The sequence below is a fragment of the Micromonospora sp. NPDC020750 genome (genome assembly GCF_044334565.1).
GTDB lineage: Bacteria > Actinomycetota > Actinomycetes > Mycobacteriales > Micromonosporaceae > Micromonospora.
This window is the reverse complement of record NZ_JBIRTH010000008.1, coordinates 1-16340: the sequence shown is the minus strand read 5'-3', so window position 1 is coordinate 16340 and position 16340 is coordinate 1. Positions and strand designations below refer to the sequence as shown.

Annotated in this window: 17 protein-coding genes; 12 read left to right on the top strand and 5 right to left on the bottom strand. The window is 74.5% G+C overall.

Annotated elements, in window-relative coordinates; all coding sequences use genetic code 11:
- Positions 1–12 precede the first annotated feature (12 nt).
- The 4 genes from ACH4T9_RS23485 (at position 13) to ACH4T9_RS23470 (ending at position 2626) form a co-directional block, all read left to right on the top strand.
- A complete protein-coding gene (locus ACH4T9_RS23485; RefSeq protein ID WP_396673462.1) occupies positions 13–1059 on the top strand; it encodes a B12-binding domain-containing protein in 1047 nt (348 codons plus the stop codon).
- An 88-nt stretch (positions 1060–1147) separates the two neighbouring features.
- The gene (locus ACH4T9_RS23480; protein ID WP_396673461.1) at positions 1148–1495 is read left to right on the top strand and encodes an STAS domain-containing protein; all 348 of its coding nucleotides are present in this window, start codon (positions 1148–1150) and stop codon (positions 1493–1495) included.
- 70 nt (positions 1496–1565) lie between these two features.
- A complete protein-coding gene (locus tag ACH4T9_RS23475; protein ID WP_396673460.1) occupies positions 1566–2012 on the top strand; it encodes a response regulator in 447 nt (148 codons plus the stop codon).
- 128 nt (positions 2013–2140) lie between these two features.
- A complete protein-coding gene (locus ACH4T9_RS23470; protein WP_396673459.1) occupies positions 2141–2626 on the top strand; it encodes an ATPase in 486 nt (161 codons plus the stop codon).
- A 57-nt stretch (positions 2627–2683) separates the two neighbouring features.
- On the opposite strand, the gene ACH4T9_RS23465 is transcribed toward ACH4T9_RS23470, so the two are convergent.
- The 3 genes from ACH4T9_RS23465 to ACH4T9_RS23455 form a co-directional block, all read right to left on the bottom strand.
- Positions 2684–3529: a hypothetical protein gene (locus ACH4T9_RS23465; RefSeq protein ID WP_396673458.1), complete on the bottom strand. Its 846-nt coding sequence runs from the start codon at positions 3527–3529 to the stop codon at positions 2684–2686.
- A 242-nt stretch (positions 3530–3771) separates the two neighbouring features.
- Positions 3772–4197: an OsmC family protein gene (locus tag ACH4T9_RS23460; RefSeq protein WP_396673457.1), complete on the bottom strand. Its 426-nt coding sequence runs from the start codon at positions 4195–4197 to the stop codon at positions 3772–3774.
- A gap of 206 nt (positions 4198–4403) precedes the next feature.
- Positions 4404–5363: a serine/threonine-protein kinase gene (locus ACH4T9_RS23455; RefSeq protein ID WP_396673456.1), complete on the bottom strand. Its 960-nt coding sequence runs from the start codon at positions 5361–5363 to the stop codon at positions 4404–4406.
- Positions 5364–5552: 189 nt separating this feature from the next.
- Here ACH4T9_RS23455 and ACH4T9_RS23450 point away from each other — a divergent pair, with 189 nt between their 5' ends.
- The 4 genes from ACH4T9_RS23450 to ACH4T9_RS23435 all read left to right on the top strand — a co-directional run bounded on the left by ACH4T9_RS23450 (position 5553) and on the right by ACH4T9_RS23435 (position 8960).
- On the top strand, positions 5553–5777 hold the full coding sequence (locus ACH4T9_RS23450; protein WP_396673455.1) for a hypothetical protein: 225 nt from the start codon (positions 5553–5555) through the stop codon (positions 5775–5777).
- Positions 5778–6010: 233 nt separating this feature from the next.
- Entirely contained in the window at positions 6011–6757 is a 747-nt protein-coding gene (locus tag ACH4T9_RS23445) for a response regulator transcription factor (protein ID WP_396673777.1), read from the top strand.
- Positions 6735–8228, top strand: a complete 1494-nt coding sequence (locus ACH4T9_RS23440) for an ATP-binding protein (RefSeq protein WP_396673454.1) — start codon at positions 6735–6737, stop codon at positions 8226–8228. Before ACH4T9_RS23445 ends, ACH4T9_RS23440 begins: the two co-directional genes overlap by 23 nt.
- Positions 8229–8273: 45 nt before the next feature.
- Positions 8274–8960, top strand: coding sequence for a helix-turn-helix domain-containing protein (locus tag ACH4T9_RS23435; protein WP_396673453.1), 687 nt, complete (start codon positions 8274–8276; stop codon positions 8958–8960).
- Between the two features lie 71 nt (positions 8961–9031).
- Here the strand turns inward: ACH4T9_RS23435 and ACH4T9_RS23430 are convergent, their stop codons facing one another.
- Entirely contained in the window at positions 9032–9430 is a 399-nt protein-coding gene (locus tag ACH4T9_RS23430; RefSeq protein ID WP_396673452.1) for a VOC family protein, read from the bottom strand.
- Positions 9431–9622: 192 nt separating this feature from the next.
- Here ACH4T9_RS23430 and ACH4T9_RS23425 point away from each other — a divergent pair, with 192 nt between their 5' ends.
- The 4 genes from ACH4T9_RS23425 (at position 9623) to ACH4T9_RS23410 (ending at position 14789) form a co-directional block, all read left to right on the top strand.
- On the top strand, positions 9623–9772 hold the full coding sequence (locus ACH4T9_RS23425; protein WP_396673451.1) for a hypothetical protein: 150 nt from the start codon (positions 9623–9625) through the stop codon (positions 9770–9772).
- Between the two features lie 15 nt (positions 9773–9787).
- Entirely contained in the window at positions 9788–11218 is a 1431-nt protein-coding gene (locus ACH4T9_RS23420; RefSeq protein ID WP_396673450.1) for a class I SAM-dependent methyltransferase, read from the top strand.
- Complete coding sequence (locus ACH4T9_RS23415; protein WP_396673449.1) at positions 11211–13262, top strand: sulfatase-like hydrolase/transferase; 2052 nt, start codon at positions 11211–11213, stop codon at positions 13260–13262. Before ACH4T9_RS23420 ends, ACH4T9_RS23415 begins: the two co-directional genes overlap by 8 nt.
- Positions 13263–13505: 243 nt before the next feature.
- Positions 13506–14789 (top strand): citrate synthase, encoded by a 1284-nt coding sequence (locus ACH4T9_RS23410; RefSeq protein WP_396673448.1) that lies wholly within the window; start codon positions 13506–13508, stop codon positions 14787–14789.
- Positions 14790–15470: 681 nt separating this feature from the next.
- Here ACH4T9_RS23410 and ACH4T9_RS23405 read toward each other — a convergent pair.
- A partial coding sequence (locus ACH4T9_RS23405; RefSeq protein WP_396673446.1) for a glycosyltransferase family 4 protein occupies positions 15471–16340 on the bottom strand: 870 nt, incomplete at its 5' end.

Sequence of the window (16340 nt, the reverse complement as noted above, 5' to 3'; positions counted from 1 at the left end):
GGAGATCGCCGCGTGATCGCAGCCACCGCCGAGGCCTCCCCGGCCGACTCGTACCACGGCTTCCTCGGATCGTTGGAGGAGGCTGACGAGTACGCCGCGGTCGACGCCGCGCTCGGGCTGGTCGACGCCGGGGTGCCCGCCGAGCGGGTGCTGCTGGAACTGGTCGCCCCCGCCCAGGTCGAGATCGGTGAGCGGTGGGCGCGCAACGAGTGGAGTGTCGCCCAGGAACACGCAGCCACCCACATCAGCGAGCGGGTCGTGGCCGCCGTCGTCGCCCGGGTCAACCCCCGACCCACCCGGGGGCGGGTGGTCGTGGCCTGCATGGACGGCGAGTGGCACGCCCTGCCGCCCCGGCTGGTCGCCGAGGTGCTGCGGTTGCGCGGCTGGCAGGTCACCTTCCTCGGGGCCAGCGTGCCGGCCGTGGACCTGGTGTCGTACCTGCACCGGCACGACGCGCACGCGGTCGCGCTGGCCTGCGCGCTGCCGACGCGGCTGCCGTACGCGCACCGCGTGATCGAGGCGTGCCGCCGCTCCGACGTGCCGGTGGTGGTCGGCGGCCGAGGCTTCGGCCACGACGGGCGCTGGGCCCACAGGCTCGGGGTTGCCTGGGCCCCCGACGCGCCCAGCGCGGCCGAGCTGGTGGCCGACGAGCGGGCCCTGCGTCGTGTCCAGCCGGCAGACCTGTCCCCGCAGCTCGCCGACGACGAGTACGCCAGCCTGGTGAAGCGGCGCGGTGACCTGATCGACGGCGCCCTGGCCGACCTGCGTGACCGGGTTCCCGGGGTGCGGGGGTACACGCCTGCCCAGCTCGACTCCACCGTCAGCGACCTCGGCCACATCGTCGACTTCCTCGCCGCCGCGGTCTACGTCGACGACGCCTCGCTGTTCGCCGAGTTCGTGGAGTGGCTGGTCACCATCCTGGTCAGTCGGGGGGTGCCGGCCTCGGCGGTCGGGTTCACGCTCGGGCACTACGCGGGGGAGCTGCGGGACTCCCCGCGGGCGGCGCGTTTCCTGGGCGCGGCGAGAGCGTGGCTCGACGCGGGCGCGCGGTCGCGTTGAGCGTGCGTAGGTGCGGGGGGCCGCGGCTCACTGCTTATACTTGCTTCACTGCAAGCATCAGCCTGCGGTGAAGCGAGGGGAACCACGGTTGACGTTCACCGTCACGTACGCCCAGCGGGACGGTGCCGGGGCGTGCCTGCGACTCGCCGGCGAGCTGGACCTCAGCACCGCGCCCGAGCTGAACGCCGTCCTCGACCGGCTGGCCGACCAGGGGGAGCGCCATCTCCTGGTCGACCTCACCGAGCTGACCTTCTGCGACTCCACCGGCCTCGCCGCGTTCGTCCGGGGCGACAACCGGGCCGCGGCCCGGGGCGGCTGGCTGCGGGTCACCGGGGCCACCGGGCGGGTGGAGCGGGTGCTGAAGGTGACCGGGCTGGCCGAGGTCCTGCGATACCCGTTCGACACGGCGCACCCGAGGTCGCAGTCCGCCTCGTGATGGGCTAGATTTCCCCGCCAGCAGGCGATCGTGAGGTCGCCGTCCGCGTCAAATCCGAGGCAGGTCACTCATGGCTGGAAACATCCCCGGCCCCGTTCGTATCCTCGTGGTGGACGACGATCCCGGCGACGTTCTGATGATCGAGGAGGCCCTCGCCGACTCCGACGTCGACAAGGTCATCGACGTGGTCGGCGACGGCCAGGAGGCCATGGAGTTCCTGCGCCAGGAGGGGCGGCACACCGAGGCCCGCCGGCCCGACGTGATCCTGCTCGACCTGAACATGCCCCGGATGGACGGGCGGCAGGTGCTCGGCGAGGTCAAGCAGGACGACGACCTGCGCACCATTCCGATCGTGGTGCTCACCACCTCCAACGCCGACACCGACATCGTCGGCAGCTACACCCTCCAGGCCAACGCGTACGTGACGAAGCCGATCGACCTGGACGACTTCAACGACGTGGTGCGCCGGATCGACGAGTTCTTCGGCCGCGTCGTGGTGCTGCCCAAGCGGGCCTGACCCGAGCCGCCGGCGACGGGCGTCGTCGCCCGGATGCCGAACAATTCTCCCGAACCCCCTCGGCGTCCCGCCGGCACCGCCGAGGATCGGCAGGTGGGAAGAAGCACCGGCTGCCTGGGGGCGACAGGATGAGGTTCTCCGTCGTGGAGTTCGGCTACGACCGTCGGCAGGTCGACTCCTGCCTCGACGAGCTGGCGGTCCGGCTGAGCCGGCTCGCCGCGCGGGCGGAGGGCGCCGCCGTGACGGGCCGTGAGTGGGACCGGCTCCGGCGGGAGGCGGCTCGCCTGTGCGACCTGGTCGAGCGGCGCCGGGCCGATGCGGCCGGGGCGGACCCGGGCCGGTCGTCGCCGGAGGCCGAGCGGGAGGCGGCCGAGGTCCTGGCCCGGGCCCGGTTCGAGCTGGACGCGGCCCGCGAGGAGGCCCGGCAGCTCCGCGAGCAGGCGTACGCCGAGGCGGTGCGGGCCCGCCGGGATGTCGAGGCCGCCCTGGCGGCACGCCGTCTCCGGGCGACCCGGCTCGACGAGATCCTCACCGGGCCGGTCGGTGAGCCGGTGGCCGCGGACACGCCGACGGCCGCCGCGTCCGTGCCGCCCGGCGGGGTGCCCACGAGCTGAGCGGTGACCGGTGCCGAGCCTGGGAGCGGGCGCGGCGCCCGGGTGGCCCGGGCCGGCTCAGAGCAGCGCCGCCACCACCGCGGCGGCCCGCTCCTCGTGCCGGGCGTACGCGTCGGGGTACGCCGAGACCTGCACGGACTGGGCGGCGGCGGTGACGCTCATCTCCTGCCAGCCGGGAACCTTCAGCAGCGCCTCATAGAACACCCGCGCCGCGTACGCGGGGCGTATCAGGTCGCGGACGCTGCCCCAGCCGCTGCTGGGTCGCTGTTGGAACAGCCCGACCGAGTCGTGGTCGGAGCCGCTGCCCTGGTGCGGGTACTCGTAGGACTCGGGCAGCACGTTGCTGGCCAGGTTCCGCAGGTCGCTCTCCTGCATGGCGGTGGACACCGCCACCACCAGGCCCCGGCGGGGCAGTTTCAGGCCCCGCCCCACGTCCACGATGGCCTTGGCGTTGTCCATCTGGAGCTGGTCGAGGCCGGCGACCGGGCGGGGGCGGGACGGCCTGACCGGCTTCGGCTTGCGGCTGGCACCGGGGCTGGACTTCGCCGTCGGGGTGGGGGAGAGCGTCGGCGGGGCGGCGGGGGTGCGGTCGAGGGAGCGGGAGGCGCGCCGCTCGGCCTCGGCGGCGACCGCGGCCCGGTCGGCGAGGGCCTCGCGGACCGGCGCCGGGTCGGTGTCGGCGTGCCGGGTGCCGGCGAAGGCGGCCACGCCGAGGCAGCAGGTCAGGCCGGTGGCCAGGGCCGCGCGCACCGGGGTCGACCCGAGCATCGCCCGGCCGGCGCGGCGTGGCGGTTCGGGCCGGCGGTGCCGGCCGGCCGTCCACCCGGTCGATGTGGCGTCGGTCGAACGGTCATCCGGTCGGGTGGCGGTCTGCTTCTGCTCAGCGTTCTGGTCGGGACGCACCCGCCGAGGCTAGAGAGCCCGGCGCGCTTTCCCCAGGGGGCGGTTGGTGGCCTGCGCCACAATGTGCGGGATTCCGACCGGCCATATCCCTCTGTTCGGGCAGCAAGCCGGCCATCCCGGCATATCTGCGATGTCCGTTATAACCCTAGCAAGGGGGGCAAGAGTAATTTTTTGCCGGGCTGGCGCGACCCGTCAGGGTAGCTTGATCAACTCCTTCGTTCGGGTGATGATCGAATACCTGTTCAGCGTCCGCCGTTGTCCGCCGAGGTGACCGTGAGACGGTGGCGGGTGCTGTCGCCGCTGGAGAACGGCCAGAGCCGATCGGCGTGCTCGACGAGTTGGGCGAGCTGCTGCGGGCTCAGCCCGGCCGACGAGATGGAGGCGTGCACGTCGGCCCGGTAGCGTCCGTCGTCGTCACGGCCCAGCCGGGCCTCGGCGCGCACCTGCACGGTGTGCGCCTCGTCGGTGATCTCCCCGGCGGCCTCGACCGCCGCGTGGTGCAGACAGGACGCGAAGGCGGCGGCCAGCAGTTGCTCCGGCGTCAGGCCCGTACAGTGCGGCGCCAGCGGGGAGGCCAGGGCGCTGGACAGTCCTCCGTCGTCGGTGCGGACGTGGCCCCCCGCCGCCGTCGCGGTGGCCTCGTGCAGCCAGGAACTCGGATCCGGCATTCCGTTCCCCCCTCAGTCACCCGCCCGACTACCCGGCCCGCGCCCGGCGAAACCGCCACCGGCTCCGTCCCGCCGCAGCCGTGGACGCCGGCACCGTCGCCGTCGCGAGGCACTGGCACTGGCCCCGGCCCCGGCACCGGCACCGGCACCGGCACCGTCGCGGGGCCCTCGGCCGGGCCGCCGGCTCCGGGACAGGCTGCCGGGCCTCAGGACGCCCGGTCGTGCCCAGGTCCGGCCGTCCGCTCGCCGACGCCCGCCACCTGGGTCGCGTCGGTGGCGGCCTGCTCGGTCCACGGGGACACCAGCCCTTCGCGCTGCCGGGGCGGGGACATGTCGAGCATCGGCACGTACACCCGGGCGTCAACCGCCTCGGCCAGCAGCAGCGCGGCCATCAGGCTGGTCGGCCGGCACGTAGGATCGTCGGCCATCAGTTGCTCGCAGAGCCCGGCCACCTCCGGCGGCAGGCCGTCCACCGGCGGCAGCGGCTCCGGTGGCTGCCGTCGGCGTGCCCCGAGCAGCTCACTGGTGCTCTCGGCCCGGTACGGCAGCCGGCCGGTGAGGCAGTAGTAGAGCAGCACCCCGAGGGCGTACATGTCGGCGGCCGGGGTAGCGGGCCGCCGGTCGAGCTGCTCCGGAGCAAGGTACGCGGGAGTGCCCACCACCATGCCGTCCGGCAGATCGTCGGGCATGTCGGCCGAGGTGGCGATGCCGAAGTCCAGCACCTTGACCCCGCTCGGGGTGAGCATCACGTTGGCCGGCTTCACGTCCCGGTGCACGATGCCGTGCGCGTGCGCGGCGGCCAGCGCCGCCGCGATCTCGGCGCAGACCCGCACGGCGATGCGCCAGTCCAGCGGCCCGGCGCGCAGGTGCGCGGCGAGGGTGTCGCCCTCCGCCAACTCCATCACTATGTACGGCGCCGACCGGCCGGGCGGCATCGACGAGGCGCCGAAGTCGTGCACGCTGGCCACGTTCGGGTGCACCAGCCGGGCCGCGGAGCGGGCCTCGGTGCGGATGCGTTCCACCGAGTTGGCCTCGTCCCGGCCGGGGGAGATCAGCTTCACCGCGACCGGCCGGTCGAGCACCGTGTCGTGGGCCTGCCACACCTCTGACATCCCGCCGATGCCGATGCGCTGTTCGAGCTGGTAGCGCCCGTCCAGCGTTCTCATCGACCGCTCCTCGTCTAGCTCGCCACCATCGGCGGGCGGCAATCCCGTCACTTCCGCCCGGTACCCGACCTCGGAGCTGGGCAAACCGCCGGGGGTGTAGACACCGCGCCGCCCGCGTCTCTCCGGTGGGTGCGGTAGCTTCCACACGGGAAGGTCGACCCGGGGTGAGGGTGGCGAAGCGGAGGGGTGATGACCGAGGTGGCCGTACGGTTCGTCGGCGGGCCCGCGCACGACCTGGTGCGGCAGGTGCCGGCCGGGCCCGACGGGACGCCCCCGCAGTGCTGGGTGCTGCGCCACCCGGGCGGCTCCCCGGCGCCGACCGCCGACCACCTCTACCGGCGCGACCGCCCGGACGACACCGGCACCTGGACCATGCGCTTCGTCCGCACCGACCCGCTGGGCATGTCACAGTGATCCGCCGGGCCCTGCCACAGTGATCCGCCGGGCCCTGACGTGATGATCCGCCGGGCCCGCCCCGCGACCCGCCCCGCCTGACCCGGTGCGACCGTTCCCGGCCTCGGGCCGCGGCCCGCGCGCCGCACGGCCGGCAGGGGGCGGATGCGCGGTCCCGGCACCGGTCGGCTCGCACAGCTGGTACACAGGGTCTGCCGATGTGGGGCACAGCCGACCGTCCCACGATGGGAGGCATGGTCATGGAGGGGCAGGCCGCGCAGGGCCGCATCGAGCTGCGCCGACCCGACGGGGAACCCGTCCGGGTGCTGGTGGTCGACGACGAGCCCACGCTCACCGACCTGCTCTCGATGGCGCTGCGCTACGAGGGCTGGCAGGTCCGCACCGCGGGCAACGGGATGACGGCGCTGAGCACCGCCCGGCAGTTCCAGCCGGACGCGGTGGTGCTCGACGTGATGCTGCCCGACCTGGACGGCTTCCAGGTGCTGCGCCGGTTGCGCGAGCACACCCCGACCGTGCCGGTGCTCTTCCTCACCGCCCGGGACGCGGTGGAGGAGCGCATCGCCGGGCTCACCGTCGGCGGCGACGACTACGTCACCAAGCCGTTCAGCCTGGAGGAGGTGATCGCCCGGCTGCGGGCGCTGCTGCGCCGCTCCGGGTTCGCCGTCGCCACCCGGGAGGACGCGGTGCTGACCGTCGGCGACCTCAACCTGGACGAGGACAGCCACGAGGTGCGCCGCGGTGGCCAGCTGGTCACCCTCACCGCGACCGAGTTCGAGCTGCTGCGGTACCTGATGCGCAACCCGCGCCGGGTGCTCAGCAAGGCGCAGATTCTCGACCACGTCTGGAACTACGACTTCGGCGGGCAGGCCAACGTCGTCGAGCTGTACATCTCGTACCTGCGGAAGAAGATCGACGTCGGACGGGTGCCGATGATCCACACCCTGCGGGGCGCGGGATATGTCCTCAAGCCCGCGGACTGACCGGCTGCGCCGCTGGCTGGCCGGCTGGTCGCTGCGCACCCGGCTGGTGGCCGCCGTGGTGGCGCTGCTCGCCCTGGTCAGCGTCGGGATCGGCGGGCTGACCACGGTGGCGCTGCGGCACTTCCTCGTCGGCCAGGTCGACGACCAGCTCAACTTCGACCGGCACCGGGTCGGCGGGGACCGGCGGGACCGGTACCCCACCCTGCCCCCGCTGCCCCGCGACGTGACACTGCCCCCCGGCTTCCCGTCCGGCTCGATCGTCGTCCGGGTGGTCGACGGCCGGGTCGTGGAGGCGAAGATCCGCAACTCGGCCGGCTCGGTCGAGCCGCTCGCCACCGGCACGGCGGCCCCGCTGGCCGGGCTGGCCGTCGACGGCCGGCCGCGCACGGTGGACCTCGGCGACCAGGGCGACTACCGGGCGGTGGCCCGGCAGTTCGTCGACCTCGACAACGACGGCTCCGGTGGGGTGCTGGTCTTCGCGCTGCCGCTGACCGGCGTCCAGGACACCGTCTGGTGGATGGTGCTGGCCCAGGCCGGGGTCGCCGCCGCCGGGCTGCTCGTCGCCGGCGGCCTCGGCGCGCTGATCGTCCAGGCCACCCTGCGCCCGCTGCGCCGGGTCGCCGCCACCGCAGCCCGGGTCACCGAGCTGCCGCTGGACCGGGGCGAGGTGGCGCTGTCCGTGCGGGTCCCCGCCGCAGACACCGACCCCCGCACCGAGATCGGCCAGGTCGGCGGCGCGCTCAACCGGATGCTCGGGCACGTAGCCGCCGCGCTCGCCGCCCGCCAGGCCAGCGAGACCCGGGTACGCCAGTTCGTCGCCGACGCCAGCCACGAGCTGCGCACCCCCCTCGCGGCCATCCGCGGGTACGCCGAGGTGGCCCGCCGGGGCCACGACCGCGTCCCGCCGGACGTGGCGCACGCGCTGCGCCGGGTCGAGTCGGAGAGCACCCGGATGACCAGCCTCGTCGACGACCTGCTGCTGCTGGCCCGGCTCGACTCCGGTCGCCCGCTGGCGGTCGAGCCGGTGGACCTGACGGCGCTGGTCGTCGACGCGGTCAGCGACGCGCACGTCGCCGGCCCGGAGCACCGCTGGCAGCTCGACCTGCCCGAGGCGGAGCAAATGGTGCCCGGCGACGCCGCCCGGCTGCACCAGGTGGTGGCGAACCTGCTGGCCAACGCCCGGGTGCACACCCCGCCGGGTACCACCGTCACCACCCGGCTCGCCCCCACCCCGGCCGGAGTCGTGCTCAGCGTCACCGACGACGGCCCCGGCGTCCCGGCCGACCTGCAGAACGAGGTCTTCGAGCGCTTCGCCCGGGGGGACAGCTCCCGGTCGCGCGCCCACGGCAGCACGGGCCTCGGGCTGGCCATCGTGGCGGCCGTGGTGGACGCCCACCACGGCGGGGTCGAGGTGTCCAGCCGCCCGGGGCGAACCGTGTTCACGGTTTCTCTGCCGGCGGTCACGGACTGACCAGGCCCGGGCCGGCGACCGAACCGTGGGTGGGAGACTCGGGGCGTGTACCGGGAGCGTGGTGCCAGGGTGGCCGGGGCGGTGCTCTGGGAGAGCGTCGCCACCGGCGATGGGCCCGCCCGGGTGCTGCCCGACGGGTGCCTGGACCTGCTGTGGTCCTCGCGGCGGGGACTGCTGGTCGCCGGGCCGGACCGCACGGCGCACCTGTCGGGGAGCGCGGCCGGCGAGCGTTGGGTGGGGCTGCGGTTGCCGCCCGGCGCCGGGCCGGCCGTGTTCGGCGTGCCCGCCGACGAGCTGCGGGACCGGCGGGTGCCGCTGTCCGACCTGTGGGGACCGGGCGCGGTCGCCGTCGCCGACCGGACGGCCGACGGGCGGGGCGTCGCCGCCGCGCTGGAGGCGGTCGCCCGGGAGCGGCTGCGCGTGGCCGGCGGCCCCGACCCGCTCGGCGCGCGCCTGGTGGGCCGGCTGGCCGCCGGGGCGCCGGTCGGCACGGTCGCCGCCGAGGTCGGCCTCGGTGCGCGGGCGCTGCACCGCCGCTGCCGGCACCTGTTCGGGTACGGCCCGAAGACCCTCGCCCGCATTCTGCGGATGCGCCGGGCGCTCGCCCTGGCCCGGTCCGGGACGCCGCTGGCCGAGGTGGCCGCCCGCGCCGGGTACGCCGACCAGGCCCACCTGACCCGCGACGTCCGGGAGTTGGCCGGGGTGCCGCCCGGCGTCCTGCTGCGCGGCTGAGCCGCCCCGGTCGTCCTGTCGGCCCGGACGGGTCCGGGACGGGGTGGACCGTGCCGTCGGGGGCGCTGCGGTCAGTCCGTCGGCAGCGGGGCGAACAGGTCGACGGCGGTGCCGTCGGGGTCGTGCAGGATCGCGTACCGCTGCCCCCAGAACGCGTCCCACGGCGCCAGGTGGCCGTGGAAGCCGGCTCCGGTCATTTCGGTCCAGTACCGGTCGACCTCGGCCGGGTCGGCGCAGCGGAACGCGAGGCTGACCCGGGAGCCACCGGTCGGTGGCATCCAGCCGGGGTCGAAGCCGCGGATCGTCTCCACCGTGTCCCAGGCCAGCCGCAGGCCGCCGGCCAACGTGAACTCCACGTGCGGCTCGGCCTCCGCGCCGGCCGGGACGTCGAGGCCCAGGCGGCGGTAGAAATCGAGGGTCCGGGCCATGTCGGTGACCGTCAGGCCGACGAGGTCGAAGTGAGGTGTCATGCGCCGACCGTACGGCGGGGCCGGGCGTGCCGTCTTGAACGGAACGGACCCGGTCGGACTGGGCGGTGTGGCCTCGACGCGGCCCGTCGTCGCGTACGGTGGCAATGAGACAAGTCCGGCTTTTCGGCAGAAAAACCCCTGAGTGGCGGAGCCGGAAGCTGACTCCGGGACGGCGAGGGGAAGGAGCGACCCGTGATGCACCTGGCCTACCTGGACGCGGGTTCCGGCAGCCTGATCGTGCAGGCGGTGGTCGGCGGGGTGGCCGGAGCGGCGGTGGCCACGAAGCTCTACTGGCGCCGGCTGACGGCCCGGTTCCGCCGCCGGCCCACCGACCGTTCCTGAGCCGGGCCCGCAGGCATGACCACCCCCGACGCCGGTGTCCGGGTCGAGCCGGGCTCCTTCCGCGACCCGGCGAACCGCGTCTTCTACGCCGACGGCGAGGTGCTGCGCGGGCTCGACGCGCGGGCGGCCGAGGACTGGCGGGCCCTGGCCGCCAGCGAGTTCTTCCCGCCGCTGCTCGCCGCCGGCAAGGTCTGCGGCACCGAACCCGTCGCGCCGGACCGGTTCCGCGCCCCCGACGGAGTGCCGTGGGCCGCGGTCCTGCGCCACGAGCGCATCCCGTTCGTCTCCCACCCGTACGAGTGGTCGTTCGGCATGCTGCGCGACGCCGCGTTGCTGCACCTGGAGGTCCTGCGCGCGGCGCTGGCGGCCGGCTTCACCACAAAGGACGGATCGGCCTACAACCTCCAGTGGCACGGCGTCCGACCGGTCTTCATCGACGTCGGCTCGTTCGAGCCGGCCCGCGACGGCGAGCCCTGGGCCGGCTACCGGCAGTTCTGCCAGACCCTGCTCTACCCGCTGCTGCTCACCTCCCACCTCGGCGTGGACTTCCAGCCCTGGCTGCGCGCCCAGGTCGACGGCATCCCGCCGGAGCAGATGCGCCTGCTGTTCACCGGCACCCGCCGGCTGCTGCCCGGCGTCCCCACCCACGTGCACCTGCACTCCGCGATGCAGCAGCGGCACGCCGCCGCGACCACCAGCGACGTGCGGGCGCAACTGCGCACCGCCGGGTACTCCCGGGAACTGGCCCTGGCCGCCGTGCGCCGGATCGAGAAGCTGGTCCGCCGGCTGGCCCCGCGCCACGCCCGCAGCCACTGGGTCGACTACCAGCGCACCTGCACGTACTCGGCGGGGGACCGGGCCGCCAAGGAACGCTTCGTCGCCGCGGCGCTGACCGCCGGCCCGCCGCCCGGCCTGGTGCTGGACCTGGGCGCCAACGACGGCCGGTACGCCCGGATCGCCGCCCGGCACGCCGGCTACGTCGTCGCCGTCGAGCAGGACCCGGCCGTGGTGGACGACCTGTACGCGGCGCTGCGCGCCGAGGGACAACGGCGGGTGCTGCCGCTGGTGATGGACCTGGCCGACCCGTCGCCCGGGGGCGGCTGGCGGGGCGTGGAGCGGGCTGCCTTCGCCACCCGGGCCCGTGCCGACCTGGTGCTGGCCCTCGCCGTCGTGCACCACCTCGCGATCGGGCGCAACGTGCCGCTCGACCAGCTCGTCGACCAGCTCGCCGACGCCTGCGCCCCCGGCGGCCGGCTGGTGGTCGAGTTCGTCCACCCGGACGACCCGATGGCCCGGCGGCTGCTGGCCAACCGGCCGCCCGGCCTCTTCCCGGCCTACCGGCCCGACGAGTTCGCCCGGTTGCTGGCCGGCCGGTGCCGGATCGAGCGGCACGCCGAGCTGCCATCGGGCACCCGGACGCTCTACCAGGCGGTGGTGGGTGGCTGACTCGGCGCCGGCGCCGGCGACCCTACGGGACGTCGATCCGGCTCCGGGCCGCCCCACCAAGCGGACCGGGTGGCGGGCGGAGCGGGGACTGCTGCTGGAGGTGGTGGCGCTGGTCGGGCTGGTGGTCACCCAGCCGATGCTGGACGTGCTGGGCCGCAGCCCCGACTTCTTCCTGTTCCACCGGGCCACCCGGGGCGAGGTCCTGACCCTGGTGGCGCTGATCGCAATGGTCCCCACGCTGCCGGTGGCCCTGCTCGGCGCGGCGAGCCGGCTGGCCGGGCGGGGCGTCCGGGCCGCCGTGCACACCGGGACCGTCGGCCTGCTGCTCGCCGCCCTCGCCGTCCAGGTGGGCCGGCACGGCACGCCGCTGCGGGGCGTACCGCTGCTGCTGGTCGCGGCGGTGGTGGGCGTGGCCGGGGCCGCCGCGCACCGGCGGTGGCGCGGCCCGGGGTGGGCGCTGCGGGTGGCCGCGGCCGGGCCGCCGGCCTTCGTGGCGTTGTTCCTGCTCGCCTCGCCCGCGTCGCCGGTGGTGCTGCCGGGGGGCCCCGTCGGCGCGGCCGGGGCGGCCGGGGCGGGGGAGCACCCACCGGTGGTCATGCTGGTCCTCGACGAGCTGCCGCTGGTCTCCCTGCTCGGCCCCGACGCCCGGATCGACGCCGCCCGCTACCCGCACTTCGCCGAGCTGGCGGCCGGTTCCACCTGGTACCGCAACGCCACCGGGGTCAGCGGCTGGACGCCGTACGCGCTGCCGGCCATGCTCACCGGCCGGTATCCGGCGCGGCCGGTCGCCCCGCACTACTCGCAGTACCCGGACAACCTGTTCACCGCCCTCGGCGGCCTGTACGACGTCCGGGCGCAGGAGAGCATCACCCGGCTCTGCCCGCCCAGCCGTTGCGACCAGCCGGCCAGCCCCAAGCAGGGCCTCGGCGCCCTGGTCCGGGAGAGCGGCCGGCTGCTGCGCCAGGTGACCGCCCCGGTGGACAGCCGCGTCGCCCCCGAGGAGTCGTACCGCGAGCTGACCGCCGCCGAGGCGGGGCTGGACGCCGCCGAGCCGGTCCCGGTCGACCCGAAGTTCCGCTGGGACAGCCTCGACGACAACCAGCCGGCCCGGTTCACCACGTTCCTGGCCGGGCTGCGCCCGAGCGACCGGCCCACCCTGCACTTCCTGCACCTGCTGATGCCGCACGCGCCCTGGGTGTTCCTGCCGTCGGGGGCCCGCTACGCCGCCCCGCAGGACCTGCCCAACGACGGCGCGGGCTGGGTCGAGCTGGCCCGGCAGCGGCACCTCGCCCAGTTGGGGTACACCGACCGGCTGATCGGCGAGACGCTGCGCACCCTGCGCGCCAGCGGCCTGTACGACAAAGCCCTCGTGGTGGTCACCGCCGACCACGGGGTCAGCTTCGACAACGGCTTCCAGGGGCGCGGGATGAGCGCCGTGCGTGCGGCGGCCGGGCAGGTGGCCTGGGTGCCGATGTTCGTCAAGGAGCCCGGCCAGCGGGCCGGGCGGGTCGACGACCGCAACTGGGAACACGTCGACCTGCTGCCCACGGTCGCCGACCACGCGCACGTTCGGATCCCGTGGCAGGTCGACGGGAGCTCCGCCCTGCGGGCCCCGCGCGAACGCGCCGACAAACGCTTCTACGACCGGCCGGGTGAGCCGGTCAGCCTCCCCGGCGGGGTGCCGGAGCCGCCGCCCCAGCCGTCGCCCCACCCGCTGGTCGGCACAGCCGTGGGGGAGCGGCCGGTCGGCGGTACCGCCCGGGTCGCCGACCTCGCCGCGTTCCGCGCCGTCGATCCGGACGCCGGCGAGCTGCCGGCCCTGGTCTGGGGCACCGTCGGGGCGTCGGTGCGCGAGGGCACGCTGCTCGCCGTCGCGGTCAACGGCCGGATCGGGGCGGTCGTCCCGGTTGTGCCGCCCGATGCCGGCGGGCGGCGGTTCGCCGCCCTCCTCCCCGACGACCGGCTGTTCCGGGCCGGCGCCAACCGGCTGGACGTCTACCGGGTCGGCCCCGGCGACGAGCTGCGCCGACTGAGTGTTTCCTGAGAGTTTCGCCCGCCCGGTGTAAGGGCCCCTGCCGGCGTGTGACATGCCCAAGTGGGCACCTCGTGGCGCTTTGCCCCCTTTCGTCGCCCGGCTCGTGCCCGCCGGGTTTCCTCGCCTGCGGGTCGGGAATCGGGTGACGCATACCTCACCGCCGAACCACGGCGAGCGGTGTTCCCGCAACCGTGTTTACGGTAAATGTGAAGGCAATTTCAACGTAGATCTGCCGGCGAAGCGAGGAACCACATGACGGAAGTCAAGCTCGATCACCCCGGTGGGCAGCTGTCGATGCCGGTGCACTCGGCGGTCGAGGGCCCCGCCGGCATCGGCGTGAGCAAGCTTCTCAAGGAAACCGGGATGACCACGTACGATCCCGGTTTCGTCAACACCGCGGCCTGCTCCTCCGAGATCACCTACATCGACGGCGACGCGGGCATCCTGCGGTACCGGGGCTACCCGATCGAGCAGCTGGCCGAGAAGTCCTCCTTCCTGGAGGTCTCCTACCTGTTGATCTACGGCGAGCTGCCCGGCCAGCAGGAGCTGACCGAGTTCAGCGAGCGGATCTCGCGGCACTCGCTGCTGCATGAGGAGATGCGCCGGTTCTTCGACGGCTTCCCGCGCGACGCGCACCCGATGGCCGTGCTCTCGTCGGCCGTCAGCGCCATCTCGACCTTCTACCAGGACAGCCTGGACCCGTTCGACCCCGCCCACGTCGAGATGTCCACGGTCCGGCTGATGGCCAAGGTTCCCACCATCGCCGCGTACGCCTACAAGAAGTCCATCGGGCAGCCGCTGCTGTACCCGGACAACTCGCTCGGCTACGTGGAGAACTTCCTGCGGGGGACGTTCGGCGTGCCGGCGGAGCCGTACGAGGTCGACCCGGTGATGGCCAAGGTGCTGGACATGCTCTTCGTCCTGCACGCCGACCACGAGCAGAACTGCTCCACGTCGACCGTGCGGCTGGTCGGCTCCAGCAACGCCAACCTCTTCGCCTCGGTCTCGGCCGGGGTCAACGCGCTCTTCGGGCCGCTGCACGGCGGGGCCAACCAGGCCGTTCTGGAGATGCTGAGCAAGATCGAGGCCGACGGCGGCGACGTGCAGTCCTTCGTCCGCAAGGTGAAGGACAAGCAGGACGGCGTGAAGCTGATGGGCTTCGGCCACCGGGTCTACAAGAACTACGACCCGCGCGCCGCCATCGTGAAGAAGGCCGCCCAGGACGTGCTCGGCCGGATGGCCAAGCCGGACCCGCTGCTGGACATCGCGATGAAGCTGGAGGAGATCGCGCTCGCCGACGACTTCTTCGTGTCCCGCCGGCTCTACCCGAACGTGGACTTCTACACCGGCCTGATCTACAAGGCCATGGGTTTCCCGACGAAGATGTTCACCGTGCTCTTCGCCCTCGGCCGGCTCCCCGGCTGGATCGCCCAGTGGCGCGAGATGATCAACGACCCGGAGACCAAGATCGGCCGTCCCCGGCAGCTCTACACCGGAGCCCCCGAGCGGGCGTACGCCCCACTCGCGGAGCGCTGACCCGGCCACAGGCACCAGGACGACGGGCACCAGGACGACGGGCCGCTACCCCAGCCGGGGGTGGGCGGCCCGTTCGGTCGGTGGGTCATTCATCTCCGGTCGGTGGGTCACCTTCGGTCGGTGGGTCGCCTCCGGTCGGCGACAGGCGCGTCCGCGCGCCAGGTCGGTGCACCCCAGTCGGTGACCGTGGGTCCTATGGAGCTGCCCCGTTTGCGCTACCGCCGCAGCCGGTCGACAGAACGATCGTCCCGGGCCGTGGCGGTGCCGGACGCCCCGCCACGGGCACGCCGAAACTCGGCGGTGCGTGTGGCCAGTGCGCCGGGGCGGTGCGCGCCCAGTGCGTCCGGCCGGTGCGCCCCAGCCCGACCGGGGGTCCCCGGGGAAACGAGCCCGGGGGGCCCCGGGGAAGCGAGCCGGGCGGTTTCCCGACCTGGCCGTGGGCGGGCATGGGGGCGGGGCGTTACCGGAAGGCGTGTCCGGGGGCCGGTTGCCCTGGTGCGTGCCGGCTGGCCGGTAGCGCAGACGGGGCAGCTCCATAGGGCCCGCAGGAGCCGTGTCGGTGCTCGCTCGTCCGGCCAGGCCGAGCCGCGCCGTTGCGGCGACACGGCGGTATCACCGAGTTGGGGACACCGCCTATGTCGCCGTCGCATCGCGCCGTCGCATCGCGGGCACGTAGGTCGTTCAGCGGAGGCCGGCGGCGGCGAGGAGGTTGCCATCGGTGACGTGTGCCGGGGAGCGGCCCTCGGTCATCCGGCGCTCGGCGCGCTCCGCGGTGAACGCCGGGGCCTTGGCGATCGCCGCGGCGTACGTGGCGGCGGTGCGGTGCGCGATGGCCGCCCAGCCGTACTGCTCGTGCACCATGGCGCGGGCACGGCGGGCCAGCGCCCGGGCGTGCTCCCGGTCGGACAGCAGGGCGTGCACCGCCTCGGTCAGCCCGGCCGGGTCCTGCGGGGCGAAGGTCATCCCGGTTACGCCCGGCTCGACGATCTCGGCGAGCCCGCCGGTCGCGGCGACGGCCAGGGGCGCCCCGGCCGCGGCCCCCTCCAGGGCCACCATGCCGAACGGCTCGTAGATGCTCGGCACAGCGAAGCAGTCCGAGGCGGCCATCACGGCGGGCAGGTCGGTGCCGCCGAGGAAGCCCGGCATGCTCACCATGCCGCCGAGGCCGAGCCGGTGCACCTCGGCCTCCAGGGCCGACTTGTACGGCCCGTCGCCGACGATGACCGCCCGCAGCCCGGGGTGCCGCTCGCGCAGCCGGGGCAGCCCGGCGAGCAGGTGTTGCACGCCCTTCTCGTACACCAGCCGGCCGGCGAAGGTGACCAGCGGGCCGTCCCCGGCGAACCGGGCCCGGGCCGAGGCGACCGCCGAGGCCGGCACCTTCCAGCGGTGCGGCTCCACCCCGTTGGCCACCACGTCGATCCGGCTGGTGGGCACGCCGAACAGCGCGTTGACCTCGTCGCGCATGTATCCGGAGCAGGCGATCACCCGGTTGGACTCGCCGCTGATCCAGTGTTCGACGCCGTGGATGGTGCGGTTCATCTCTTCGGGGAG